Origin of the sequence: Pseudorhizobium banfieldiae (genome assembly GCF_000967425.1) — a bacterium.
Classification (GTDB): domain Bacteria; phylum Pseudomonadota; class Alphaproteobacteria; order Rhizobiales; family Rhizobiaceae; genus Neorhizobium; species Neorhizobium banfieldiae.
Window position 1 is genome coordinate 1,914,386 of the sequence record NZ_FO082820.1, and the last position, 21,866, is coordinate 1,936,251.

At 61.3% G+C, this 21,866-nt stretch carries 23 protein-coding genes; 6 read left to right on the forward strand and 17 right to left on the reverse strand.

Annotated features, from left to right (window positions below; all coding sequences use genetic code 11):
• Nucleotides 1–18 precede the first annotated feature (18 nt).
• A complete protein-coding gene (locus tag NT26_RS09445) occupies nucleotides 19–378 on the forward strand; it encodes a VOC family protein (RefSeq protein WP_052638564.1) in 360 nt (119 codons plus the stop codon).
• Between the two features lie 45 nt (nucleotides 379–423).
• Here the strand turns inward: NT26_RS09445 and ccoP are convergent, their stop codons facing one another.
• Genes ccoP through ccoN form a run of 4 tightly spaced genes read right to left on the reverse strand, consistent with a single transcriptional unit; the run spans nucleotide 424 to nucleotide 3,822 of the window.
• Nucleotides 424–1,287 carry a cytochrome-c oxidase, cbb3-type subunit III gene (gene ccoP, locus NT26_RS09450; protein WP_052638565.1) on the reverse strand — a complete coding sequence of 288 codons (864 nt, stop codon included), beginning with the start codon at nucleotides 1,285–1,287 and terminating at the stop codon, nucleotides 424–426.
• A 3-nt stretch (nucleotides 1,288–1,290) separates the two neighbouring features.
• On the reverse strand, nucleotides 1,291–1,443 hold the full coding sequence (locus tag NT26_RS09455) for a CcoQ/FixQ family Cbb3-type cytochrome c oxidase assembly chaperone (protein ID WP_052638566.1): 153 nt from the start codon (nucleotides 1,441–1,443) through the stop codon (nucleotides 1,291–1,293).
• Between the two features lie 10 nt (nucleotides 1,444–1,453).
• Nucleotides 1,454–2,185: a cytochrome-c oxidase, cbb3-type subunit II gene (ccoO, locus tag NT26_RS09460; protein WP_052638567.1), complete on the reverse strand. Its 732-nt coding sequence runs from the start codon at nucleotides 2,183–2,185 to the stop codon at nucleotides 1,454–1,456.
• 11 nt (nucleotides 2,186–2,196) lie between these two features.
• A complete protein-coding gene (gene ccoN / locus NT26_RS09465; protein WP_052642010.1) occupies nucleotides 2,197–3,822 on the reverse strand; it encodes a cytochrome-c oxidase, cbb3-type subunit I in 1,626 nt (541 codons plus the stop codon).
• 211 nt (nucleotides 3,823–4,033) lie between these two features.
• Here ccoN and NT26_RS09470 point away from each other — a divergent pair, with 211 nt between their 5' ends.
• Nucleotides 4,034–4,516, forward strand: coding sequence for a hemerythrin domain-containing protein (locus NT26_RS09470; protein WP_244467687.1), 483 nt, complete (start codon nucleotides 4,034–4,036; stop codon nucleotides 4,514–4,516).
• A gap of 3 nt (nucleotides 4,517–4,519) precedes the next feature.
• Here the strand turns inward: NT26_RS09470 and NT26_RS09475 are convergent, their stop codons facing one another.
• The 7 genes from NT26_RS09475 to NT26_RS09505 all read right to left on the reverse strand — a co-directional run bounded on the left by NT26_RS09475 (nucleotide 4,520) and on the right by NT26_RS09505 (nucleotide 10,701).
• The gene (locus NT26_RS09475; protein WP_052638569.1) at nucleotides 4,520–5,239 is read right to left on the reverse strand and encodes a PAS domain-containing protein; all 720 of its coding nucleotides are present in this window, start codon (nucleotides 5,237–5,239) and stop codon (nucleotides 4,520–4,522) included.
• Nucleotides 5,240–5,373: 134 nt separating this feature from the next.
• On the reverse strand, nucleotides 5,374–6,309 hold the full coding sequence (locus tag NT26_RS09480; RefSeq protein WP_052638570.1) for a lipid A biosynthesis lauroyl acyltransferase: 936 nt from the start codon (nucleotides 6,307–6,309) through the stop codon (nucleotides 5,374–5,376).
• Between the two features lie 4 nt (nucleotides 6,310–6,313).
• On the reverse strand, nucleotides 6,314–7,342 hold the full coding sequence (locus NT26_RS09485) for a zinc-binding dehydrogenase (protein WP_052638571.1): 1,029 nt from the start codon (nucleotides 7,340–7,342) through the stop codon (nucleotides 6,314–6,316).
• Nucleotides 7,343–7,401: 59 nt separating this feature from the next.
• Complete coding sequence (locus tag NT26_RS09490; protein WP_052638572.1) at nucleotides 7,402–8,688, reverse strand: beta-ketoacyl-ACP synthase; 1,287 nt, start codon at nucleotides 8,686–8,688, stop codon at nucleotides 7,402–7,404.
• A gap of 11 nt (nucleotides 8,689–8,699) precedes the next feature.
• Entirely contained in the window at nucleotides 8,700–9,905 is a 1,206-nt protein-coding gene (locus NT26_RS09495) for a beta-ketoacyl-ACP synthase (RefSeq protein ID WP_052638573.1), read from the reverse strand.
• Nucleotides 9,906–9,926: 21 nt separating this feature from the next.
• Entirely contained in the window at nucleotides 9,927–10,400 is a 474-nt protein-coding gene (locus tag NT26_RS09500) for a 3-hydroxyacyl-ACP dehydratase FabZ family protein (RefSeq protein ID WP_052638574.1), read from the reverse strand.
• A gap of 22 nt (nucleotides 10,401–10,422) precedes the next feature.
• Entirely contained in the window at nucleotides 10,423–10,701 is a 279-nt protein-coding gene (locus NT26_RS09505; RefSeq protein WP_003502893.1) for an acyl carrier protein, read from the reverse strand.
• Between the two features lie 255 nt (nucleotides 10,702–10,956).
• On the opposite strand from NT26_RS09505, the gene NT26_RS09510 reads away from it, so the two are divergent.
• A complete protein-coding gene (locus NT26_RS09510) occupies nucleotides 10,957–11,685 on the forward strand; it encodes a Crp/Fnr family transcriptional regulator (RefSeq protein ID WP_052638575.1) in 729 nt (242 codons plus the stop codon).
• A gap of 8 nt (nucleotides 11,686–11,693) precedes the next feature.
• Here NT26_RS09510 and NT26_RS09515 read toward each other — a convergent pair whose 3' ends face one another.
• Nucleotides 11,694–12,653: a nucleoside hydrolase gene (locus NT26_RS09515; RefSeq protein WP_052638576.1), complete on the reverse strand. Its 960-nt coding sequence runs from the start codon at nucleotides 12,651–12,653 to the stop codon at nucleotides 11,694–11,696.
• A 173-nt stretch (nucleotides 12,654–12,826) separates the two neighbouring features.
• On the reverse strand, nucleotides 12,827–13,342 hold the full coding sequence (gene cobU, locus NT26_RS09520; protein WP_052638577.1) for a bifunctional adenosylcobinamide kinase/adenosylcobinamide-phosphate guanylyltransferase: 516 nt from the start codon (nucleotides 13,340–13,342) through the stop codon (nucleotides 12,827–12,829).
• 479 nt (nucleotides 13,343–13,821) lie between these two features.
• On the opposite strand from cobU, the gene NT26_RS09525 reads away from it, so the two are divergent.
• Nucleotides 13,822–14,823 (forward strand): glycine betaine ABC transporter substrate-binding protein, encoded by a 1,002-nt coding sequence (locus NT26_RS09525; RefSeq protein WP_052638578.1) that lies wholly within the window; start codon nucleotides 13,822–13,824, stop codon nucleotides 14,821–14,823.
• Between the two features lie 186 nt (nucleotides 14,824–15,009).
• The gene (locus tag NT26_RS09530) at nucleotides 15,010–15,360 is read left to right on the forward strand and encodes a hypothetical protein (RefSeq protein WP_052638579.1); all 351 of its coding nucleotides are present in this window, start codon (nucleotides 15,010–15,012) and stop codon (nucleotides 15,358–15,360) included.
• 75 nt (nucleotides 15,361–15,435) lie between these two features.
• Here the strand turns inward: NT26_RS09530 and NT26_RS09535 are convergent, their stop codons facing one another.
• Together NT26_RS09535 and NT26_RS09540 are read right to left on the reverse strand one after the other, a co-directional pair.
• Nucleotides 15,436–15,564, reverse strand: a complete 129-nt coding sequence (locus NT26_RS09535; RefSeq protein ID WP_244467737.1) for an entericidin domain-containing protein — start codon at nucleotides 15,562–15,564, stop codon at nucleotides 15,436–15,438.
• Between the two features lie 152 nt (nucleotides 15,565–15,716).
• Nucleotides 15,717–16,610: a LysR substrate-binding domain-containing protein gene (locus NT26_RS09540; RefSeq protein WP_052638581.1), complete on the reverse strand. Its 894-nt coding sequence runs from the start codon at nucleotides 16,608–16,610 to the stop codon at nucleotides 15,717–15,719.
• A gap of 597 nt (nucleotides 16,611–17,207) precedes the next feature.
• Here NT26_RS09540 and NT26_RS09545 point away from each other — a divergent pair.
• On the forward strand, nucleotides 17,208–18,236 hold the full coding sequence (locus NT26_RS09545) for a GlxA family transcriptional regulator (RefSeq protein ID WP_082077669.1): 1,029 nt from the start codon (nucleotides 17,208–17,210) through the stop codon (nucleotides 18,234–18,236).
• Between the two features lie 43 nt (nucleotides 18,237–18,279).
• Here NT26_RS09545 and NT26_RS09550 read toward each other — a convergent pair whose 3' ends face one another.
• Both NT26_RS09550 and NT26_RS09555 read right to left on the reverse strand, forming a co-directional pair.
• A complete protein-coding gene (locus tag NT26_RS09550) occupies nucleotides 18,280–19,116 on the reverse strand; it encodes a response regulator (RefSeq protein ID WP_052638582.1) in 837 nt (278 codons plus the stop codon).
• A 145-nt stretch (nucleotides 19,117–19,261) separates the two neighbouring features.
• A complete protein-coding gene (locus NT26_RS09555) occupies nucleotides 19,262–21,775 on the reverse strand; it encodes a GcvT family protein (protein ID WP_052638583.1) in 2,514 nt (837 codons plus the stop codon).
• Between the last annotated feature and the right edge of the window lie 91 nt (nucleotides 21,776–21,866).

Below are 21,866 nucleotides of genomic sequence, written 5' to 3' on the forward strand. Positions count from 1 at the left end.
CCAGTCAGGAGAAAGCCAATGGCTGCAGAAGGTGCCGACCACCGGAAGATCGATTACATTGAGTTCAACGTACGGGATATCGAGCGCGCAAAGCAGTTCTACGGCGAGGTCTTCGCCTGGTCGTTTAAGGATTACGGGCCAGACTATTGTGAGTTTGGCGACGGCCGGCTGACCGGCGGCTTTGCGAAAACTCATACGGTCATGCCGAAAGGCGGACCGCTGGTGATACTGTATTGTTCGGACCTGGAGGCGGCGCTGTCGCGGGTGGAGAAGGCGGGAGGCCAGATTTCCCGGCCGATCTTCGACTTTCCGGGCGGCAGACGCTTCCATTTCATCGACCCCGAAGGATACGAGCTGGGAGTCTGGTCGAACGCATGAAAAAGGCCGCGCCACGGCGCGACCTTCAAGTTCGATGGGAGAGATCTACTCTCCGCCGCCCAGCGAATGGACGTAGACTGCCAGTTGCTTGACCGTCTCGTTGCTCAGGCGGGCGTTCCAGGCCGGCATGACGCCATGACGCGGAGCCTGGATCTGCTGCGCAATCTCCGCCTCGCCCTGGACCTTTAGCCAGATCGCGTCGGCAAGATTGGGAGCGCCGAGATCGCGTACGCCTTCACCACTTTCTCCATGGCAGGAGGCGCAGTTGTCGGCATAGAGCTGCTGGCCCGGCTCCACCATCGAAGGGTCGCGCGGCGTGCCGCTGAGGCTGACGACATAGGCCGCCACCTGCCGGACCTCCTCGGGTTGGAGGATATCGATGAATGCCGGCATCTCCGATACTCGCGTATCCGCATCGACCGGATCGCGAACCCCATGTGCTATGGTCTGGTAGATCGCGTTGATGTCGCCGCCCCACAGCCACTCGTCGTCATTGAGGTTTGGATAGCCCTGCCCGCCTGCAGCACCCGTGCCATGGCATTGGACGCAGTTGACCCGGAAGGCCGAGGCGCCGCCGGCGGTGGCGAACTGTGCGAGCTGCGGATCGGCGAGGATTTCCTCAAGCGAGACCTTCGATATCTTCTCGATGACTTCGCCCTGGGCAATCTTTGCCCCTTCCAGGTCACCCGCCAGCTCGGCGCGGCTGGAATAATTCAGCACGCCCTTGGTCGCTTCGTTGACCAGCGGCCAGGCCGGATAAAGGATCGTGTAGCCAAGGGCCCAGACAATGGTGGCGTAGAACGTCCAGACCCACCAGCGGGGCATCGGGTTGTTCAACTCGCGAATGCCGTCCCACTCGTGTCCGGTGGTTTCGACGCCGCTGATTTCGTCAATATGCTTGTCCGCCATCTATCAATCCTCCTTCAGAGGGATCTGGGCGGCATCCTTGGCAAGAGCCTTGGCGCCCGGGCGCAGGGTGAAAAGGACAACACCGATAAAAAACAGGGTCATGGCAAGCAGGGCCCAGCTGTCGGCGAAAGCGCGAAGTGCAGTGTAGATTTCCATCTGGACCTCCTCAGCGATAGCCAGCAGTGGCGTCATAGGTCGAGAAGTCGACCAGCGTACCGAGCATCTGGAGATAGGCCACCAGAGCGTCCATCTCGGTCAGTTCGGCAGCATTTCCGTCGAAATCACCGATCTTGGCCTTAGGGTAGCGCTCGCTGATACCTGACGTGTCTGCATTGGGATCCGCCTGCGCCTTGAGGTCCGCCGCGGCGTTTTCCAGCATCTCATCGGTATAGGGCACGCCTACCGCCCGATTGGCACTGAGCTCCATGGCGACATTGGTCACCTGTAGCGGCGTGTCCTTCAGGAAGGAGTAGCTCGGCATGACCGATTCGGGCACGACCGAGCGCGGCTCGATCAGGTGCTGCACGTGCCATTCGTTCGAATAGCGGTCGCCGACGCGGGCGAGGTCCGGCCCCGTCCGCTTCGAACCCCACTGGAAGGGATGGTCGTACATGGATTCCGCAGCCAGGCTGTAGTGGCCGTAGCGCTCCACCTCGTCGCGGAACGGCCGGATCATCTGGCTGTGACAGGTGTAGCACCCTTCACGGATGTAGATGTTGCGGCCGGCCAGTTCGAGCGGCGAATAGGGGCGCATGCCCTCTACCTTTTCGATCGTGTTCTCCAGGTAGAAGAGCGGCACGATCTCGACGATCCCGCCGATCGACACCACGAAAAGGGAGCCGACCAGCAGCAGGGTCGCGTTACGTTCGACGAATTTATGTTTGTCCAGAAGAGCCATGGATCCGCTCCTTATTCGGCCGGCTGGAGGGCCGCGGGTGCGGCAGCACCCGGAACCTTCTCGCGTCGCTCATAGCCGAGGATTGTCATCGTGATGTTGAAGGCCATGATCAACGCACCAGCGAGGAACATGGCGCCACCGACGGCACGCAGCACGTAGTACGGGAACATGGCTGCGACTGATTCGGCGAACGAGTAGACAAGGAAGCCCTGGTCATCGTATTCGCGCCACATCAGGCCCTGCTGGACACCGGCAACCCACATCACGGCCGCGTAGACGACGATGCCGAGAGTGGCCAGCCAGAAGTGCCAGTTGACCAACTGGATGCTGTAGAGCCGGTTGCGGTTCCAGAGCTTCGGAACGAGGTAGTACAGCGCGCCGAAGGTGATCATGCCGTTCCAGCCGAGAGCACCCGAATGCACGTGGCCGATTGTCCAGTCCGTGTAGTGGCTGAGCGAGTTGACCGCCTTGACCGACATCATCGGGCCTTCGAAGGTCGCCATGCCGTAGAAGGCGACGGCGATGACCATCATGCGAACGATCGGATCGGTACGGATCTTGTCCCAGGCGCCCGAGAGCGTCATCAGGCCGTTGATCATGCCGCCCCAGGAGGGCATCCAGAGCATGACGGAGAAGACCATGCCGAGCGTCTGCGCCCAGTCAGGCAGAGCCGTGTAATGCAGATGGTGCGGGCCGGCCCAGATGTACATGAAGATCAGCGCCCAGAAGTGGATGATCGACAGACGGTAGGAATAAACGGGACGGTTCACCTGCTTCGGGATGAAGTAGTACATCATGCCGAGGAAGCCCGCCGTCAGGAAGAAGCCGACCGCGTTATGACCGTACCACCACTGCGTCAGGGCGTCCTGAACCCCGGAAAAGGCCGAATAGCTCTTGGACCCGAGGAAGGAGACCGGAATGGCCAGATTGTTGACCACGTGCAGCATCGCAATGGTTACGATGAAGGACAGATAGAACCAGTTGGCCACATAGATGTGGGGCTCCTTGCGCTTCAGGATCGTTCCCAGGAAGACCACGAGATAGGCGACCCAGACAATCGTGAGCCAGAGATCCACGTACCACTCAGGTTCCGCGTATTCGCGGGACTGGGTGATGCCGAGCAGATAGCCGGTCGCGGCCATGACGATGAAAAGCTGGTAGCCCCAGAAGACGAACCAGGCGAGGTTGCCGCCAAAAAGGCGCGCGCGGGAGGTGCGCTGCACCACATGGAATGACGTCGCGATGAGCGCATTGCCGCCGAAGGCGAAGATCACCGCCGAGGTGTGGAGCGGTCGCGTGCGTCCGAAGTTCAGCCAGGGCTCGATGTTGAGGTCGGGGAAGGCAAGTTGCAGCGCCACGATAACGCCGACCAGGAAGCCGACAACGCCCCAGAACGTCGTTGCGATGACGCCATACTTGACGACCTCATCCAGATATTCCGACTGGCGGGCGGCCTTCTGCGCCGCCGTGACCGGTGCGAAGTTGGCCCGGCGCACCATGACGACGGTACCGGCAAACAGTGCGAAGAAAAGCACCCACATGTGGGCAGCGAAAAGACTGTCATGGGCGAAGGCCACTCCCAGCAAAGCCAGGAAAGCGCCGACCGCCAAGGCCAGTGTTTCTACGGTATAGTTCATGTTGGACATCCCCCAACGGCGTGTTTCAATCTCGCGTCGATCATCTGGCAACCCGAATCCCTCGGCGGCCAGACCATCGGCGATTGTGGCCAGCTTTGCCACCGACACGTCAAGGCAGCCTTGATTTGGATCAAGGCGCGAAAAGTCTCCCTCGGCGAATCTCGGCTTCAGCTCAATAGCACTGAGCCATGATCGAGGGCGAGAAATGACCATGAATCAGACACCTGACGAACAGAGCCTTACTCTCTTGGCCCGCGGGAAAGTGCTACCCGACGAAGAGATCGTTGCCTGGCTCCGCAGTGCACATGCCGAGCAACTGGCCCTCTGCGACGAACTGGAGGAGATCGCCGATTCGCTTCCGTCCAACATCAACAAGCAGAAGTGTATCTACGCCGCCAAGGCACTAGTTCCGATGATCCAGGCGCTCCACCGCTATGAGGAAACCGTTCTCTTCCCCCGCGTGCAACAGAAGAACGCGGTCGCCGACAGCGGCGAAACCCTGTCACGCCTGAGATACGAGCATCTCGAGGACGAGGGCTATGCGGAGGAGCTCACCGAAACGCTCCTGAAGCTTGGCTCCAGTGATCCCGTCAACATCGAGGCCGTCGGCTACATGCTCCGGGGCTTCTTCGAGGGAATGCGCCGGCACATCGCATTCGAGCAGGCCCACTTGCTCAAGACCCTCGCCAACTGATCCTCAGCCTACGCTTCTGCGTCGGCGTCGGTCTGCCATTTCCTGCATCACCACCATTGCGCCGACCTGCGCCCGCGCCTCGGTAAAGCAGGGGGACATTCGGCAGGAAATGACGACGGTATCGCCGTCTCTCTGCTCGGCATAGGTCAGCGACGTGCTCTCGCCGGCAAGGCAGCGATCCAGCGGCTCGCGAAGATCGCACTGGAAATGGTGTATGCCGATCAACTCGGCAAAATGCCTGCCGATAACCTTCTCCTTCGACAATCCCATCTGCCGGGCGTTTGTTTCGTTCGAATAGAAGACTCGATAGCCTGGAACGACCACCAGAATCCGTTCGGCGATGCCGTCGAACAGTGCGGGATCGAGCAGACCGTTGATCGTGTTCCCACCTTCGCTCGATCCGGTGCGATCCGATCTCTTTCCTGGGATCTCGCCTGCGGCGCGCCCGATCTGGGGAGCGAGGTAGCGCTCCACCAGCATCTGCAGAAGGTGGCCATTGCGATGCACGCACCCTCTGTCGTCGGCCTCCGTCTTCAGCAGCTCCAGAGCAAACCTGAACTGCGCCTGGATTCCGGCAGCATCCGTGACTTCGTGACGGAATATCGCCTGAAGAAGCGGGTCGATCTCCTGGTCCAGCGCGTGAACCGTGACGTTGTCTTCCCGATCTATTGCTGTCTGCAGCCGTCCATACTTGGACCAGAAGAGGTCGATCAAAGCTTCCATACACCACCTCCCCCGGAGCGGAGATCTCCTCACGGCAGCCGGAACTTAGCCAGCTCGCCCCGTCGTAACATGCCGACATAAGGACGCAAACTTGCGCGAGCATTGATCAATTCCCGCTCGCACGCAAGATACTCTCAATTCGTCAGCGTCTTCTTGATCGCCCAACGGTCGTGATACCACAGCCACTGATCCGGATACTCCCGCGCCCAGCTTTCGACCTTGTCGTTCAGCATCTGAGCCGTCGCCTGCACATCGACCGCGCCGCTCGCATTTCTCGGCACGTCGATCCGAGGTTCGATCTCCAGCCGGTAACGATTGCCGGGAAGGCGGATGCAGCGGGCCGGGTAGACCTCGGCATCGAACTGGCGCACGAGCTTGGCGAGCAGCGGGTTGGTCCGCACAGGTTTCCCGAAAAAGGACGTGGTCAGGCCGCGGCCGAACTTCTGGTCCACCAACACCCCCACCCCGCCACCGGCCTCCAGCCGTCGCGCCAGAGCAAAAGAGGACCCGGCATGCGACGGCACCAACTGGCCCATGCGGGCGCTACGGAACGCGAACACCTTTTCGGCAATGTACGGATTGTTCGGCGGACGGAAGAGGACCATTACATCCAGTCCAAAACTGTTGCCGGCAACCGGAAGCAGCTCGAAATTGCCGGTATGGGCAGTAAACACGATGAACGGCCGCGGATTGTCGCGGAGATCCACGAAAAGCGGTATCCCCGATACCTCAATACGACCAGGCGTCGAACGCTCAGGGTCGAAATCGAAGAGACGATCCAGGAAAACGTATTCGGCGGCAAGACGGCCCATGTGCCCCCAGCTCGCGAGCGCGATCTCCTGCAACTCACCATCCGACTTTTCCGGATAGGCATTGCGCAGGTTGGTAAGCATCAGCCTGTGACGGCCAAGCCTCGGACCGAGCCACCGGGCTACCCGATCCGCGAAATTGATCGCAGCATCTGCGGGCAAGAGCTTCAGCACATTGAGAATCGCGAAGACCGCCTGCGCCACCAGCCACTGCTGGAAACGCCGGAGACCGAGCACGATCCTTGTCAGGAACATCTTCAAGGGATCAATCCATCCTGAGGACGATCTTGCCGAATACCTGTCTCGTCTCCATGCGCTCGAGCGCCCGATCGATATCATCGAAGGTGACTTCCGTATCGATCACCGGATGAACGACCCCGCGCGCCATCTTCTGCATGGCGTCCGCCATGTTCTCCATGCGGCAGCCGAAGGAGCCGAGCAGCTTCAGCTGCTGCTGGAAGAGCATCATCAGGTTCATGCTTGTGGAGACGCCGGAGGTCGAGCCGCAGGTAACGAGCCGCCCTCCCCGCTTCAGCGACAGCATGGAGCCGGCCCATGTATCGGCGCCGACATGTTCGAAGACTACGTCCACCCCCTTCTTCTTCGTAAGCTTGCGGACGACGCCTTCGAAGCGGTCGGTGCGATAGTTGATGACGTGATCTGCGCCGAGCACCTTGGCGCGCTCGATCTTGTCGTCCGAACCGACGGTGGTGATCACCGTACAACCCGTCTTCTTGGCAAGCTGGATTGCCGCCGTGCCAATCCCGGACCCGCCGGCATGCACGAGGATCGTTTCACCGGGCTCGAGCTTAGCGTTGTCGAACAGCATGTGCTCGACAGTGCCGAATGTCACGGGAGCGAGGGCGGCCGCGACAGGATCGACACCCGGAGGCGCCGGCACCAGCAAGCGCGCGGGAAGGTTCGTCTTCTCCTGGGCGAAGCCGTCGAGGTGGAAGCCGTGGACGCCGGAGACGTTCTCACACAGATTGTCGCGCTTCTCCCTGCACGGTTTGCAGAGTCCACACGTCCGCGCCCCGTAGATCGAGACAAGCTGGCCGGGAAGGACGTTGGAGACGCCGGGACCGATGGCCTCGACCACGCCCGATGCTTCCGCGCCAATGGTGAGCGGCATCTTGCGCTTGGCGAACGCCATTCCGCGCCAGCCCCAGACGTCGATGTGGTTGAGTGCTACGGCCTTGACGCGAAGGGTGACCTCGCCGGGACCGGGCGCTTCGGGCTCGGGAATGTCCACAGCCTCGAGCTTGCGGTCGTCGATCAGTTGCAGAGCGCGCATAACAGGTCTTCCTTCGCCCGAAGGCGTTCCAGATCGTCAGAAGGGGTTGGCGACGGTCTCTAAGCCGGTTCCAGCGTCATGACAAGGCTGGCATTCTGCCCGCCGAAGCCGAAGGAGTTCGACAGCACGGCCCTAACCTGCTGATCCCTCTTCTGGTTTGGTACCACATCGAGCACGATCGTCGGGTCCGGATTGAGGTAGTTGATCGTCGGCGGAAGTGTGCCGGTCAGCATCGTCTGAATCGAGAACACCGCCTCGACGGCGCCCGCCGCCGTCAGCGTATGGCCGATCATCGACTTGTTCGACGAGACCGGAATGTTCCTGAGGCGTTCCCCGAAGACGGCAAGCATCGAGCCGTACTCCATCTTGTCGTTTTCCGGCGTCGAGGTGCCATGGGCATTGATATAGCCGATCCCGCTATCATCCATGCCGGCATCTTCCAGCGCCGCACGGATGGTGGCGATTGCCGGGCCACCGTCCGGTGAGGAACGGGTCCGGTGGAAGTGGTCAGCCTTCTCGCCGCAACCCTTCAGGATACCAAGCACCTTCGCGCCACGGGCGACGGCTGACTCCAGCGACTCGAGAACGAGCGTTGCCGCACCTTCAGCAATGACGAAGCCGTCGCGATCCTTGCTGAACGGCTTGGACGCCTTTTCCGGCGGATCGTTTTGAGTCGAAAGAGCCGAAAGCAGCGAGAAGCGGATCAACGCTTCGGCGCTGACGGAACCATCCGTCGCGACAACGAGCGAACGGTCGGTGCGGCCCTGGCGGATCGCTTCGACGCCAAGCTGGATGGCGGTAGCTCCGGAAGCGCAGGCCGTTGAAAGCGTCACAGGGAGCCCGCGGGTGCCGAACCTGTCGGACAGCCGCTCCGAGATCGAGCCGAACTGGACGGCCTCCAGGAAGGCGGGATCGGGACGTTCGCGCATGGCGGTCAGGAACCGATCATAGGCGTCGCCCTCCACCTGCGATGGCGGTGCGCGATCGGCCAGTGCGAAACGTGCCGACCACTCCGGCTCGACCGGCGGCGCCGCCAGGAAGAGCGGGCCTTCGAAGTCTCCGGAAAGGCCCGCCTGCGCGAGCGCTTCCGCCGTCGTCTCGCGCGCGAAGGCGTAGGAACGCTCGACAGCGTTGTCCGCCGGAACGTCAATGAAGTCGACGGTACCGCTGATACGCGTCGACAAGCCCTCCGTCGGGAAGCGGGTGATCTTGTGGATGCCCGACGTGCCGGAGGTAAGTGCGGCCCAGTTGTCCTGCAGCCCCTGCCCCAGCGAGGTGATGACGCCCATGCCGGTCACGGCGATGATCGGGCGGCCGAGATGATCGGTGAAGCGGTTGTCGCTCATGGTCGTTCTCCTCACGCGTTCGGCGACAGGACCGCAAGGCCCTCGCCGCGCGTATAGCCGACCGTCGTCACCACGGCGCGGTTCGCCGGCGCCGGCATCGGCTGTTCAAGGCTGGAATCGAAGGAAGGCACGCGAAGGCCGCCGTCGAGCACGAGCGCCGCGAGCGCCAGACCGAGAGGGAACTGGGCCTCCATGCCGTGGCCCGTCACCCCGCCATAGCCGCGCAGCGTGGCGCCGGGGAAGGTCTTCTGGATGACGTCGCGTTCGCGCGCAGTCGGATCAACCAGTCCGCTTGCGCCGGAAAAGACCAGCGTATGGGCCGGATCCGTATCCGAGGCAAGCTTGGATAGCCGCTCGAGGCGTTGCTCGAACTTACCGTCGTCCCGGCTGCCGCGGTCCCCTTCGACAGCGTCGATCGTGGCGTAGATACGCGCACCACGCGCTTCGGCGTTCGCACGCGATTCCAGCACCAGGAAAGCGCCGACGGAGCCCATGATCATGCCGCCGCCGTTGTCAGCCGAACGCTGCCACAGCGGATGCCAGGAGCCGGTTGCATGGGCACGGATGCCCTCCACAAGCAGAATGATGTCGGCGCGTTCCGCAACGAAGGCACCGCCGACCAGCGAGTGCGTGGACTGACCGGACTTGATGCGGTGATAGGCGGTCTCCACTGCGGATATACCGGCAGCTTCCTCGCCCATGAAGGTGCGGGAGGAGCCGGTAACCTTGTGGACGATCGAGATATTTCCGGCGAGAAGGTTGGAAAGCTGGGCGAGGAAAAGCGTCGGGCGCAGCTCGGTCGTCAGCTTCTCGTTGAGCAGCGTTTCGCGGTCGTTGCGCTTCAGCGCCTCGTCGACAATCAGCGAATCCACCTTGATATCGCGCTCGCCACCACCGGCGGCGACGATCATGTCCATCGTGGCACAGGCTTCGGTATTGTCTTTCAGGCCGGCATCATCGAGAGCCAGGCCTGCGGCAAAGACGCCGAGCCGCTGCCAGTTCTCCATCTGCCGCTGGTCGCCTCTCTTGGCGATCTGCTGCGACCAGTCGATCTCCGGCATCGGATGCACGGGATAAGGCTTGAAGCGCTCCGTCTCCACCCGCGGCGGCTCCACCTCAGCCGACGACAGAAGCGCGATATGCGGCTCCTTGCCGACGCCGTAGCAGGTGACGATCCCGATCCCGGTGATCACGACATCATTGTCAGACTTGCTCATCCTGTCCTCATTACCTGGCGGTCACGCGCCAGCTTGAAGCGCGTCCATGAGCCCGACTTCTCTCGCACGCTTGCGAACGATGTCGGCAAGCGGCACCTCGCTGAACGGCATGGTCCGCAGCTTCAACTGCGCATCACAGACCTTCTTGCCGTTCGACGTAATCTTCGCCTTCGTGACGGCGTAGCCGGACCCCTCATGCTCCAGAAACGCCTCGATGTCGAGTACAGCCTCCGGCTCCACGAAGGACCGCATCTTGGCGCCATCGACCGACATCAGGAACGGCATGGCCGCGAAATCAGTGGCTGCGAGCACCAACATGCCGGAGGCCTGTGCCATCGTCTCGATCAGAAGAACACCGGGAACAAGCGGCATTCCCGGAAAGTGACCTTCGAAGACCGGGCTCCTCGCCGGAACGACCGACCTAGCTTTCAATACGTTGGTGGAGAGGTCCACGCTCTCCACCCGGTCGATCATCTGGAAGTATTCAAGCAGCATGCGACGCTTGGGGAATGGCTTTTCAGCCCTTCGCCGCCCTCAGTTCGTCAATCTTTGCGCAGAGGTTCTTGAGGACGAAATACTCCTCGGTTGAAACCTTGCCTTCGTTGACTTCCTGCGTCCACTGCTCGAGCGGGATCTTGATGCCGAATTCCTTGTCGATTGCGAAGACGATGTCGAGGAAGTCGAGGCTGTCGATGCCGAGGTCGTCAATCGTGTGGCTTTCAGGCGTGATCGTTTCGCGATCGATCTCGCTGGTTTCCGCAATGATGTCGGCAACTTTATCGAATGTAGCAGTCACGCCAATGTCCTCTGAAATAACGATTCAGCGTCCCACATAGGGAAAACTGGGACAAATGCCAATCCCCGTTGACCCCGCCGGAACATTTGCCGTCCGACTGTTGCCGAAGGCGAGTTCGTTCGAGCCTCGAATCCTTCAACGCGCGAAGTGTCGCAGCGACGATTTCGCCAATGTTGATCCAGATCAATTCGCTGCATTAGCGGTTGACGATGATCAACATCATTTCGCAACTGCAAACTCAATCGGGGCAGCCAAATGGACATGCAGATCAAGGAGACCCAGAGTCGGGACATTCCGGGAGTCTGCAGATCCTGCGAAGCTCGGCACGGAGGAATCTGTTCCGCCCTCACCCCGGCCCAGCTTGCCGAGTTGAGCAAGCACGCCTCCCGGCGCAAGGTCGAGGCCGGAAACGAAATGATCGGCCAGGGTGAGAGCATAACGTCCTACAGCAGTATCCTGAACGGCGTGGTGAAGCTGTCGAAGGTGATGGCGGATGGTCGCCAGCAGATCGTTGGCCTGCAGTTCGCGCCCGATTTCATGGGACGTCCATTCCTGGGTGAAAGCAGGATGAGCGCCGAAGCTGCCACAGATACCGAGATCTGCGTCTTCCCCCGCCGGGCAATCGAGCGGCTGATGCGCGACGCCCCGAGCCTCGAGCGCCTCCTGCACAATCAGGCTCTCCAGGAACTTGATGACGCCCGCGACTGGATGCTGACGCTCGGCCGCAAGACGGCACAGGAAAAGGTGGCAAGCTTCCTGTGGCTCATCGCCAATCACAGCGATCCCGAAGTGGGCGACAGGAGCTTCTTTGACCTCCCGCTCTCACGATCGGACATTGCGGATTTTCTCGGCCTTACGATCGAGACGGTGAGCCGTCAGATGACAAAGCTCCGCAAGGACGGCGTGATCCAGATCGAGAACAATCGGCACATCACCGTGCCGAACCTTGAACGGCTTGCCGACGCGGCGGGCATTGACCAGTAGCGGCGATTTCAGGCTGTCTTTCCCTCGACGATTGCAGCCCGGATGACCTCAAGAACGCGATCGCCGTCCACATCCGTGCAGACGAGCTGGCTCGGATGGCCGTCCCAGTGACCGGGCGGGAAGACCTTTCCGTCGGGCTTCTGGATCGTCTGGCCGTCTGCGATCCCGCCGCAGACGACCCGTATCGGTCCGCTGCGTGTTCTGAAAAGATGCGGAGCGACAAGGTAGACGCAGGCGCAACTGTCATGGATCACCATGCCGTCGCCGACCCGATGCTTGTAGAATTCGATATAGAACTGCGAGATATCGGAGAGGAGTTGCACTGCCGGGCCACCGACCGCCGCCATCTCCGCCAGATAGCCGCTGGTCATTACCGTCTTCATCGTCACGTCGAGGCCGATCACAGTCACCCGCCAGGGCGCCGTGAAGACGAGATCGGCAGCTTCCGGATCGCCATGGATATTGGCCTCGGCGGCCGGGCTGACATTGCCGTTAAGATCGAAGGCACCACCCATCACGATGACCTCCTTCACGAGCGCCGCGAAGTCCGGGTCTGCCTTCAGGGCCAGCGCCAGGTTGGTCATCCGGCCAACAGCGATCAGCGTTACCTCTCCCGGCTGCGCCCTCACCGTATCGATGATGAACTGCCATGCCGGCCGGGCATCCGCCTGCGCCTCCATCGTCTCGGGGATGTCGATGTCGCCGAGCCCGTTCTCCCCGTGAATGAAGGTGGGCCAGTGGCCTTCAGGACGCACCGGGTCGTAGGTCACGCCCGCGCCCTGCACGACTGGCGCTGCAATGCCCCATTCCTGTTTCAGGTAGAGCGCATTTCGCGTCGTCAGCTCGATCGGTGCGTTACCGAAAACGGTCGTTACGCCGACAAGGTCGATCTCCGGATGCCGATGGAGGAAAAGCAACGCCATCGCGTCGTCAATGCCAGGATCCGTGTCGAAGATGACCTTGTGCATGTTGGTGCCCTGCTACCGTTGGAAACGAGAAATGCCGCGCACCATATCGGCGATTCGTCGCGTTACAAGCCCACGGCGCAGAGCCCCCGGTTGTTGGGCCGGCGACACCAGATTTGCGACACAGAAGACATAGGCGCACGACAGAAATGGACATCCAGACCGTCTGACCTCTGCTATCCCTTCATCTTCAGCGGGAGACCCGCCGCAACGAGGTAGACCGCGTCCGCAACCGCAGCGACCTGCTGGTGCAGCCGGCCGGCATGGTCGCGAAACTCTCGGGCCATCCTATTCTCCGGGACGATTCCCAAGCCAACCTCATTGGAAACAAAGAGGTATCTACCCCGGCGCTTCTCGATGTGATGGACCAGTTCCGCAGATGCCTGCTCCACATCCTCTCCTGCCATCATCAGGTTCGAGACCCAGAGCGTCAGGCAATCGACAAGCACGACCCGACCGTCCGACCCGACCTTCTCCAGACATCTCACCAGTCCAACGGGAGCTTCGTGCGTCGTCCAGCCGGTGCCGCGATCCTCGCGATGCCGGGCGATCCGCTGCGCCATCTCATCATCGAATGCCTGTCCCGTCGCCACGTAGTGGCGTTCCAACCCGCTTTCACGGGAAAGCCGTTCGGCAAACGAAGACTTGCCCGAACGCGCTCCGCCGAGAATGAGCGTCGCATGGCGGCTCATCGGCAAATCATCTCAGCGCAATGGGTGGAACGGGGATCAGTGTGGATTGCGGCAGCACAGGGGCTGAAAGATCGGACGATTCGTAGATCCATGAGGCGTCCGCCTTGGTTCATCAGCGACGCGCTGCCGCGACAGAAAGATGGAGAGCGACAGGATCGATGTCAACCGACGGCGCTCCAGGACAGCATGATCACCGGGAGACAAAGCGGCGGGTACGCACTACCTGACCCGCGCTCCGGCGAAGCAACCGTCCGCGATTGGATGATTAGCGTCACATCGTTACCGGAACGTTAGCCGCCGATCCTTCCGAAGGTTTTTTGCACCTGCCCTCACGAATGCGTGCCCCGGCGCAAGGCAATAAGCGGTTGATTTCAACCGGGCAAACCCTAGTCTGAAGGATGGTTACAGAGAACGCCGCTCCCCCTGGAGACAGTGCAGCCGAAGGCGGCAAGTGCGGCCAAAATCGGGACGGTTTGTAGATGAGCAGGCTACCAGTCTATCTCGGCGCACTCTTGGCGACGATCTCGATCAGGGTCGGGGCTGCAGAGGCAGCGTGCGGAGACATTAGCATCGCTGAGATGAACTGGGGCTCGGCTGCCGTGGCCGCGCATATCGACGAAATCATCCTCGAACACGGCTACGACTGCGAGGTTACACTCGTACCCGGAGATACAATACCGACGTTCACGTCGATGCTCACAAAGGCGCAACCCGATATGGCGCCCGAGTTCTGGATCAATGCCGTGCGCGCGCCCCTGGCCAAAGCGATTGGAGAGAGCCGGCTGCTGCTGGGAGCGGAGATACTCCAGGAGGGAGCGGTCGAAGGTTGGTGGGTCCCGGCATTCATCATCGAAGCACACCCGGAGATACGGACCGTCGACGATGCTCTGGCGCGGCCGGACCTCTTCCCCTCTCCCCGCTCCCCCGGCAAGGCAGCAGTCCAGAGCTGTCCCGACGACTGGAGTTGTCAGGCAACAACCCGCAACCTGTTCCGGGCATTCGGCGCAGCGGACAAGGGATTTGAATTGCTCGAACCCGCCACTGCAGAGGCGCTGGATGGCTCCATCGCCAGCGCGTTCGAAACCAAGACGGGCTGGCTCGGCTACTACTGGGCGCCGACTGCCGCGCTCGGTAAATATCCCATGGCTCGGCTTTCCTTCGGGGTCACGCACAATCAGGTGGAGTGGGAAAACTGTACCGCCGTCCCTGGCTGCGCGAGCCCACAGAGAAACTCCTATCCCACCTCTCAGGCATTCACCCTGGTGACACAGGAATTCACCGAGAAGGCCGCCCCCGCAATGGACTACATCCGGACTCGGCAATGGTCGAATGCCACGATCAACGGCATCCTCGCATGGCAGGAGGAAAATCGAGCCAGCAACCGGGAGGCCGCGGAGCATTTTCTGAAGACCCATGAGGAAGTCTGGTCCAAATGGGTGCTCCCGCTCGTGCAGAAGCGGGTCAAGACCGCACTGCAATAGTGTCTGGCGCAGTGTTTGTCCCTGACGCGAATGCAGGCAGAACCCGCTGGGTCAGGGCCTCCACGAACTGAAATAGCAGCCGGCTCGCACCGTCATCGAGTTCGTCGTTGGCTCGCTTCGAAAGCTTCGCATCAGCATTCTGCAATAGCACGAGGGAATACACTGGAAAGCTCTGAGGACATGAGAATGAGCAAGATCGCCCCGATCGCCAATCGTGACATGGTCGCCGACAGCCTCTCCGGCCTGACCGATGAGAACCGATCATGGCTCGGGCTGCTGATGGAGAAGCCGGCCTCGGACGAGATCCTGCTCGATGGGCTGCACCTCTATCTCGATCGCCAGGCGGAGGCGCGCTTCCTCAGCTCCCTGAAGCTTAGGCAGTGCGGCGAGTGGCTCGGGTACGCAGCGCCGGCTCGCCTGCAGGTAAAGCTGATGGAGGCCGCACGGTCGAGCCAGCATGCGGCATATGCGGCTTTTCGTGACGGGCTTACAGAGTCAGGCGGGCTCGAACGCGCCTATCCGGCGGCAAAGATCTGAGAACCGCTAACGGAAATGCAAAAAGCCGGCCCTCGGCCGGCTTTCCACTTGCATGATGGGATTTGCGTCTGACGCTCAGCGCGCGGCGCGTTCCACGTTGCGGCCTGCATCCTGCGTTGCGTCAACGGCGTTGGCTGTATCCTGCCCCACGCCGCGAATCGTGTTGCCACAGGAAGTCAGAGCAGCGGCTGTGAAAACGAGCATGGCGATGGCGGTTGCTTTTCTGGGCGTCATTCTCGAAGTCCTCCGATGGTTGCGGTCGTGCAAGGCAAAATGACCTTCCGCCACACGAACGCCTCAATCGGCAAAAAGTTCAATGTCCCGTCGACTGCGCCTATGTTCCTGCATTGCTTGGGTCAGGCAGCGGCGCGTGTGATCTGACCGTAAAAGTCCCTGATGCTCTCCGCGACTGCCCGGGCGGGCACGGAAAGTTGTGGGCGCGTCAGCAGCCGGACGTCGAAGCTGAAAAGATCCGGCAGGCCTTCCTGCTGTCCAAGCACGACCATCTCATCGGAGACGTAAGACCGGGGGAACGGCGCAATCGCGAGGTCGGAGAGAACTGCTGCACGCTGCGCCATGGTGTGCGCGCTGGCATAGGCGATCCGATAGATCCGCTTGTACTTTTCCAGCTGTCCGATCGCCTCCTGCCGCCAGCAGCACCCCTCCTCCCATACCGAGATAGGCAAAGGATCGCGCAGGTGAGCGTTACCGCATTTCGCGCCGGCCCAGACGAGACGTTCCGTGTGGATGACGTCCCCAACACCAGGGAAGGAACGCGGAGTGCAGTTGAACAAGGCAAGATCGAGCCTCTGCTCCTCGACCCGCTTCCGAAGCGCTGAACTCATGTCGACAGTGACGTCCACCATGATCCCGGGGAACTGATCGGCGAAATCCTTCAGAATGCGCGGAAGCAGACGCTCGGCAATATCGTCAGGCGCCCCCAGGCGCACCACGCCTGCCAGTTCCGGCATGACGAAACGGGAAACGGCCTCGTTGGACAGGGCCAGCATTCGCCGCGCATAGGAAAGCAGAACCTCGCCGTGCTGCGTGAGCGACACGGATCGGGCGTCGCGCAGGAACAGCGTCGTCCTCAACTGCTCCTCGAGCTTCTTGATCTGCATGGACACGGCCGAAGGCGTTCTGAGGACTACCTCGGCCGCCGTTGAGAAATTCCCGGTTTCAGCAATCGCGACGAAGGTGCGCAAGACGTCGTTGTCAAGCAACGGAAGCGGTGGGCGGAAGGGAGCCATGGCGTCCTCATCAAATAAACTGAACTTAAGCACCATATCATTTCGTTTGATTGAACGTCTATCACGTCGCATGCTCCCCCGTACAAACAACCTGAAGCGATAATTGACCACAAGTGTTGATGGATGCCATTCGCGACATCAGATTGATTGATGCGTCTGGCGTCCCATCCTGAAGACGATCAGCCAACGGAGTAGATACCATGCCAATTCTCTCGCCCTTAAACGGCAGCTCCGGCGGCCGTATCCGCCGCCTCACCCGCCCCCTCGCCCGCCTCAGCTCCCAACTACAACATGAATGGAGGCAGCGCCGGACGGAGCGTGTGCTGAATGGCTTGCCGGCAGAAATCCGAAAGGACATTGGCTGGCCGGCCGGCGATCCTATCGCATCGGACCTTCGTCAACCGGAGAATCAGCCACATCGACGGTGATGCCGCTCGTGCGGCCTCCACGATTGCTCCTGCTCAACTAGCAGGGGGACCGACCTGATCTACTGTGAGAACAAAAAGCTGGGGCCCCAGGGGCCCCACTTCCCGATCGCAGTTTTCCGTGCCACTCTCCGATCCGTAATCAGGCATTCGCAATCGACGGACACCGTGCATGAGCGTGATCAGCGATCTTCGAGGAACAAGAAGAACTCTCGTCTTCTTCCTCGTTCCGGAGTTCACCTTGCTTCCATTCTCCGCCGCGGTGGAGACGCTGCGGATTGCCAATCGCATGCTTGGCTACCGCGCATATGATTGGCGCCTCTGTTCCGCCGATGGGGAAAAGGTCACCTGTTCCGCCGGAATCGGCATGGAGGTCGACACCTCGATCGCACAGGAGCGAAAATATCTCGGGGACGAGAAGCGCCCCAACATGGTGCTGGTGTGCTCCGGCATCGATGTCGAGGCCTATGACAACAGAAGCGTGAATGCCTGGCTTCGGGAAACCCATAACCGTGGTGTCGCGCTCGGCAGCCTTTGCACCGGCGCACACATTCTCGCACAGGCTGGGCTTCTGGAGGGGCGCCGTTGCGCCATCCACTGGGAAAACCTCCCCGGCTTCGCGGAAGCCTTCCCGCAGGCGGAAGTCTATGCCGACCTCTATGAGATAGATGGAAACATCTATACCTGCGCGGGCGGAACCGCATCCCTCGACATGATGCTCACCCTGATTGGCGAAGATTTCGGCGAGAACCTCGTCAGCCGGATTTGCGAGCAGCAATTGACCGATCGGGTCCGAAGCCCGCACGATCGTCAGCGGTTGCCGTTGCGCGCGAGGCTCGGCGTGCAGAACGCCAAGGTACTTTCAATCATCGAGCTGATGGAGAGCCATCTTGCGGAGCCGCTGTCGCTCGTCGAGATTGCGGAGGAGGCAGATCTCTCCCGGCGGCAGGTCGAGCGCCTGTTCCGCCAGGAAATGGGCCGCTCCCCCGCCCGCTACTATCTGGAAATCAGGCTCGACCGGGCGCGCCACCTGCTGGTGCAGTCCGCCCTGCCGGTGGTCGAGGTAGCGGTCGCCTGCGGGTTCGTTTCGGCGTCGCACTTTTCCAAATGCTACCGTGAGGTCTACGGTCGCTCGCCGCAGCAGGAGCGCGCCGGGCGCAAGCTGACCTTGGCATCGCCGAAGCCCAGCGTGGCCGCGTAGCCGCGCTACCCGCCTCCGCCGAGACTTGCAGTTATCGCAGGCACTAGGCGGCGGCAGTCTGCCGTTCATTCTTCAATGCACGGATCTGGATCAGCGTGTCCAGGTTCTGGTTGATCCGGCAGTAGAATTCCTCGTCGATGAACGGTCTCAGCATGAAGTCGTTACCGCCCGCTTTCAGGAAGCGCGCCGACAGCAGTCTGTTGGAGGAGGACGAAACTCCGATGATGCGCAATTCGTGCGAGCCGCGGGCGGAACGTATGCGGCGCGTCAGTTCAAAACCATCGATGTCCGGCATGTTGTAGTCCGTGACGACCAGACCGATGTCCGGATTGCTCTTCAGGATCTCGAGTGCCTTGGCGCCACTTTCTGCGGTGCTGACCCGGAAATTGTACCGCTTCAGGCGGCTGGTCAGCAGGGCGCGAGCCGTCGGACTGTCGTCGACGATCAGCACATGGTGGCGATGGTTGGTGAGGAAGCGGGCGACGGATTCCGCCAGCATGTCGACGGCAAAGACATTGTCCTTGATGATGTAGTCGACAATTTCCTTCGACAGCAGCTGATCCCGCGTCCCTTCGTGGAAGGTACCGGTGAAGACGATCGTCGGGATGCTGAGGTCGATCAGATATTCCAGTGCCTCGCCATTCTCGGCGCCGGGCAGGTTGATGTTGGATATCGCCAATGTCACCGGAGTCGTCGAGCGGTCGTAGGCGAGTTGAAGCTCCTCGAAGCTCCGGCAGAGTTCCACCTGAATCCCGAACAACTCCTTGAGCCGTGTCCCGATCATGGAGGTGAAGACGTTCGAATCCTCGGCAAGCAGGATGCGCGAGTTCGCCAGAGATTGGCCGGAATACTGCATCCCGGAAATGCCAAGGAAAGTCATGTTGCCCCTTCAGTCGTTGCTGTCCCCAGTTGGCACAACCTAGCGAAGCTCGTTTGCAGAAGCGTTAATTCCTGTGGCTAACTTGTTGCTGAAGAACGAAAAGACGGCCGAAGCCGCGTCCTTGGTAAAGGTCCTGTTACTGTGCTTAAGCCCGGAGTGCAGCATTCTCCGGATCATACGGGCTTTCCGGCACGACGGTCGCATCGTAGAGGTCCCCGAGGATTTTGATCTTCAGCCGCGTGCCGGCCTCGCTCTGCCCCGGCTTCACCATGGCGAGCGCCAAGGATTTCCCTACCCGCCAGCCATATCCGCCGCTGGTGGCTCGACCGACCAGTTCCCCCGCCTCGTCGTATATCGCTTCCGACCCACGGGCGTCGACATCGCTGTTGCCCTCGACGACCAACGTTACGAAGTTCCACCTCAGGCCCTTTTCCTTGTAGGCGATCATCGCGTCGCGACCGATGAAGGGCTTTTCGGGGCGGATGAACCGGTCGAGCGCCGATTCATAGGCGTTGTACTCGATCGACAGCTCACGCCCCAGGTTGCGGTAGGATTTCTCCACCGCCATGGCGCTCATGGCACGGATGCCGAACGGCTTGATGCCGAACTCCGCACCCGAATCCATCAGCCGGTCGAAAATGTAGGCCTGCATCTCGATCGGATGGTGCAGCTCCCATCCGAGTTCGCCGACGAAGTTGACGCGAAGTGCATGAGCCGTCGCGATGCCGACCGAGATCTGCTTTGCCGTCAACCACGGGAAATCCATGTTCTCAAGGCTGGTGCGCGTGAGCTTCTTTAGTACGTCCCGAGACTTCGGGCCGGCAAGCACGAGCACCCCGTATTTCTGCGTTATGGGCTGCAGATGGACCGAACCATCGGCCGGCGCCAGCCGCTGCAGCAGGTCGTGGTCGTGCGCTTCGAGCCCCCCGGCGGAGACAAGGTAGAAGCGGTTTGGCGCCCATTCATAGACCGTGAATTCCGCCCGTACCCCGCCGGCCGGGGTGAGGACGTGGCAAAGCGCGATTCGGCCGCGCTTCTTCGGGATTGCGTTGGCGAGGATCGAGTCCAGCCAGACACGGGCGCCGGGCCCCGAGACTTCCATCTTGGCGAAGGGCGACATGTCCAGGACGCCCACATTCTCGTGGACGTTCCGCACCTCGTTGCCCACGTGTTCGAAGTAATTCGAGCGGCGGAAAGACCACTTCTCCACGATCCGTCCGTCGTCCAGGCGCGGTGCATGGTTGTGGCTGGTGATGACGTCGGCGCCGACGCCAAGCTGGTCCTTCGGAACCTCGTAGCCTTCCGGCGCGTACCAGTTCGCGCGCTCCCATCCGTAGACGGAACCAAATACGCCGCCGAGCTTCTTCAGCCGCTCGTAGATTGGAGTGGTCTTCAGCGGACGTGCAGCGGCACGCTCCTCATCCGGATAGTGCATGGTGAAGACGTTGGCATAGGCTTCCTCGTTCTTGGCAATAAGGTAGCCTTCCGTCGCATAAGGTCCGAAGCGCCGGGGATCGACACCCATCAGGTCGACGGTCGGTTCGCCGTCCACGATCCATTCGGCGAGCTGCCATCCGGCCCCACCCGCGGCGGTAATGCCGAAGGAGTGGCCCTCATTCAGCCAGAAGTTCTTGAGACCGGGAGCCGGGCCGACGATGGGATTGCCATCCGGCGTATAGGCGATGGCCCCGTTGTAGACCTTCTTGATGCCGACCTCCCCAAAGGCCGGCACGCGGGCGATGGCCGCCTCGACGTGTGGCATCAGCCGGTCCAGATCCTCCTGGAAAAGCTCGTATTCGCTCGCCGCCGAGGGACCATCGACGTAGCAGACCGGCGCACCGACCTCATAAGGGCCGAGGATCAGTCCGCCGGCTTCCTCGCGCATGTACCAGGCGCTATCCGACTCACGCAGGACACCCATTTCCGGCAGGCCCTGGCGCCGGCGCTCCCGGATCGCCGGATGGGGCTCCGTGACGATGTACTGGTGCTCGACGGGAATGACGGGGATGTTGATGCCGACCATCTCGCCGGTCTTGCGGGCGAAGCTTCCGGTGCAGGAGATGACGTGCTCTGCGGTGATCTCGCCCTTGTCGGTCGTCACCTTCCACATACCGTCCTGCTGCTGCTCGATGGCAGTGACGGCGGTATTCCGGTAGATCGTCGCCCCGCGGTCGCGGGCTCCCTTCGCCAGCGCCTGGGTGAGGTCAGCCGGCTGGATATACCCGTCATCCGGATGCTGGATGGCGCCGAGCAGGCCGTCCGTCTCGCAGAGCGGCCACACCTCCTTCACCTGTTCCGGCGTGAGGACGTTGACCCTGACGCCGATCGTCTCGGCAATGCCGGCATAGTACATATACTCGTCCCAGCGATCCCTGGTGCGGGCGAGCCGGATGTTCGAGACTTTCGCAAAACCGACATTCAAGCCGGTCTCCGCCTGGAGTTCCTCGTAAAACCGGACAGAATACTTGTGCAGCTGGCCGACCGAATAGGACAGGTTGAAAAGCGGCAGCAGACCGGCGGCATGCCAGGTAGAGCCCGATGTCAGCTCTTTGCGCTCGATCAGGACGCTGTCACTCCAACCCTTCTTCGCCAGATGATAGAGCGTCGAAACACCGACAACCCCGCCCCCGATGACAACGGCACGCGCATTCGCCTTCATTCACTCGCCCCTCGCGTTGATCGTCTTTCCTGACAAGACGATGCATGACCTTGGCCGCAAGAACTATGCAGTTCCCGCCACAAGACGAAAC

What these genes read in the sequence shown, in the direction of transcription:
- NT26_RS09445 (WP_052638564.1), top strand. Translation starts at nt 19, where the DNA reads ATGGCTGCAGAAGGTGCCGACCACCGGAAGATCGATTACATTGAGTTC.
- ccoP (WP_052638565.1), bottom strand. Translation starts at nt 1,287, where the DNA reads ATGGCGGACAAGCATATTGACGAAATCAGCGGCGTCGAAACCACCGGA.
- NT26_RS09455 (WP_052638566.1), bottom strand. Translation starts at nt 1,443, where the DNA reads ATGGAAATCTACACTGCACTTCGCGCTTTCGCCGACAGCTGGGCCCTG.
- ccoO (WP_052638567.1), bottom strand. Translation starts at nt 2,185, where the DNA reads ATGGCTCTTCTGGACAAACATAAATTCGTCGAACGTAACGCGACCCTG.
- ccoN (WP_052642010.1), bottom strand. Translation starts at nt 3,822, where the DNA reads ATGAACTATACCGTAGAAACACTGGCCTTGGCGGTCGGCGCTTTCCTG.
- NT26_RS09470 (WP_244467687.1), top strand. Translation starts at nt 4,034, where the DNA reads ATGAATCAGACACCTGACGAACAGAGCCTTACTCTCTTGGCCCGCGGG.
- NT26_RS09475 (WP_052638569.1), bottom strand. Translation starts at nt 5,239, where the DNA reads ATGGAAGCTTTGATCGACCTCTTCTGGTCCAAGTATGGACGGCTGCAG.
- NT26_RS09485 (WP_052638571.1), bottom strand. Translation starts at nt 7,342, where the DNA reads ATGCGCGCTCTGCAACTGATCGACGACCGCAAGCTCGAGGCTGTGGAC.
- NT26_RS09490 (WP_052638572.1), bottom strand. Translation starts at nt 8,688, where the DNA reads ATGAGCGACAACCGCTTCACCGATCATCTCGGCCGCCCGATCATCGCC.
- NT26_RS09495 (WP_052638573.1), bottom strand. Translation starts at nt 9,905, where the DNA reads ATGAGCAAGTCTGACAATGATGTCGTGATCACCGGGATCGGGATCGTC.
- NT26_RS09500 (WP_052638574.1), bottom strand. Translation starts at nt 10,400, where the DNA reads ATGCTGCTTGAATACTTCCAGATGATCGACCGGGTGGAGAGCGTGGAC.
- NT26_RS09510 (WP_052638575.1), top strand. Translation starts at nt 10,957, where the DNA reads ATGGACATGCAGATCAAGGAGACCCAGAGTCGGGACATTCCGGGAGTC.
- NT26_RS09515 (WP_052638576.1), bottom strand. Translation starts at nt 12,653, where the DNA reads ATGCACAAGGTCATCTTCGACACGGATCCTGGCATTGACGACGCGATG.
- cobU (WP_052638577.1), bottom strand. Translation starts at nt 13,342, where the DNA reads ATGAGCCGCCATGCGACGCTCATTCTCGGCGGAGCGCGTTCGGGCAAG.
- NT26_RS09525 (WP_052638578.1), top strand. Translation starts at nt 13,822, where the DNA reads ATGAGCAGGCTACCAGTCTATCTCGGCGCACTCTTGGCGACGATCTCG.
- NT26_RS09530 (WP_052638579.1), top strand. Translation starts at nt 15,010, where the DNA reads ATGAGCAAGATCGCCCCGATCGCCAATCGTGACATGGTCGCCGACAGC.
- NT26_RS09535 (WP_244467737.1), bottom strand. Translation starts at nt 15,564, where the DNA reads ATGCTCGTTTTCACAGCCGCTGCTCTGACTTCCTGTGGCAACACGATT.
- NT26_RS09540 (WP_052638581.1), bottom strand. Translation starts at nt 16,610, where the DNA reads ATGGCTCCCTTCCGCCCACCGCTTCCGTTGCTTGACAACGACGTCTTG.
- NT26_RS09545 (WP_082077669.1), top strand. Translation starts at nt 17,208, where the DNA reads ATGAGCGTGATCAGCGATCTTCGAGGAACAAGAAGAACTCTCGTCTTC.
- NT26_RS09550 (WP_052638582.1), bottom strand. Translation starts at nt 19,116, where the DNA reads ATGACTTTCCTTGGCATTTCCGGGATGCAGTATTCCGGCCAATCTCTG.
- NT26_RS09555 (WP_052638583.1), bottom strand. Translation starts at nt 21,775, where the DNA reads ATGAAGGCGAATGCGCGTGCCGTTGTCATCGGGGGCGGGGTTGTCGGT.